The sequence below is a fragment of the Agrobacterium sp. MS2 genome, from assembly GCF_003261015.1.
Classification (GTDB): Bacteria; Pseudomonadota; Alphaproteobacteria; order Rhizobiales; family Rhizobiaceae; genus Agrobacterium; species Agrobacterium pusense.
The window spans coordinates 35,616-35,834 of record NZ_QLNF01000096.1; the positions used below are offsets into that span (position 1 = coordinate 35,616).

At 53.9% G+C, this 219-nt stretch carries 1 protein-coding gene; it reads left to right on the forward strand.

Going from position 1 to position 219, the window contains the following annotated elements; translation table 11 throughout:
* Positions 1 to 219 (forward strand): divalent metal cation transporter (locus tag DOU54_RS28350; RefSeq protein WP_502695992.1); only part of this gene is annotated, 219 nt, incomplete at both ends.

Below are 219 nucleotides of genomic sequence, written 5' to 3' on the forward strand. Positions count from 1 at the left end.
GATTGGGGTCAGGTGATCCTCGGCTTTGCTCCAACGACAGAGATTATCACGAATCCCGACATGCTGTATCTGGCGCTTGGCATACTCGGTGCGACCGTTATGCCGCACAATCTCTACCTCCACTCCGGTATCGTGCAGACGAGGGACTGTCCGTCGTCGAATGATTTGAGACTTTTTGGGCTCTGGAAGAATGGAGTTTCCGGCTCGGGTAGCTGGTTA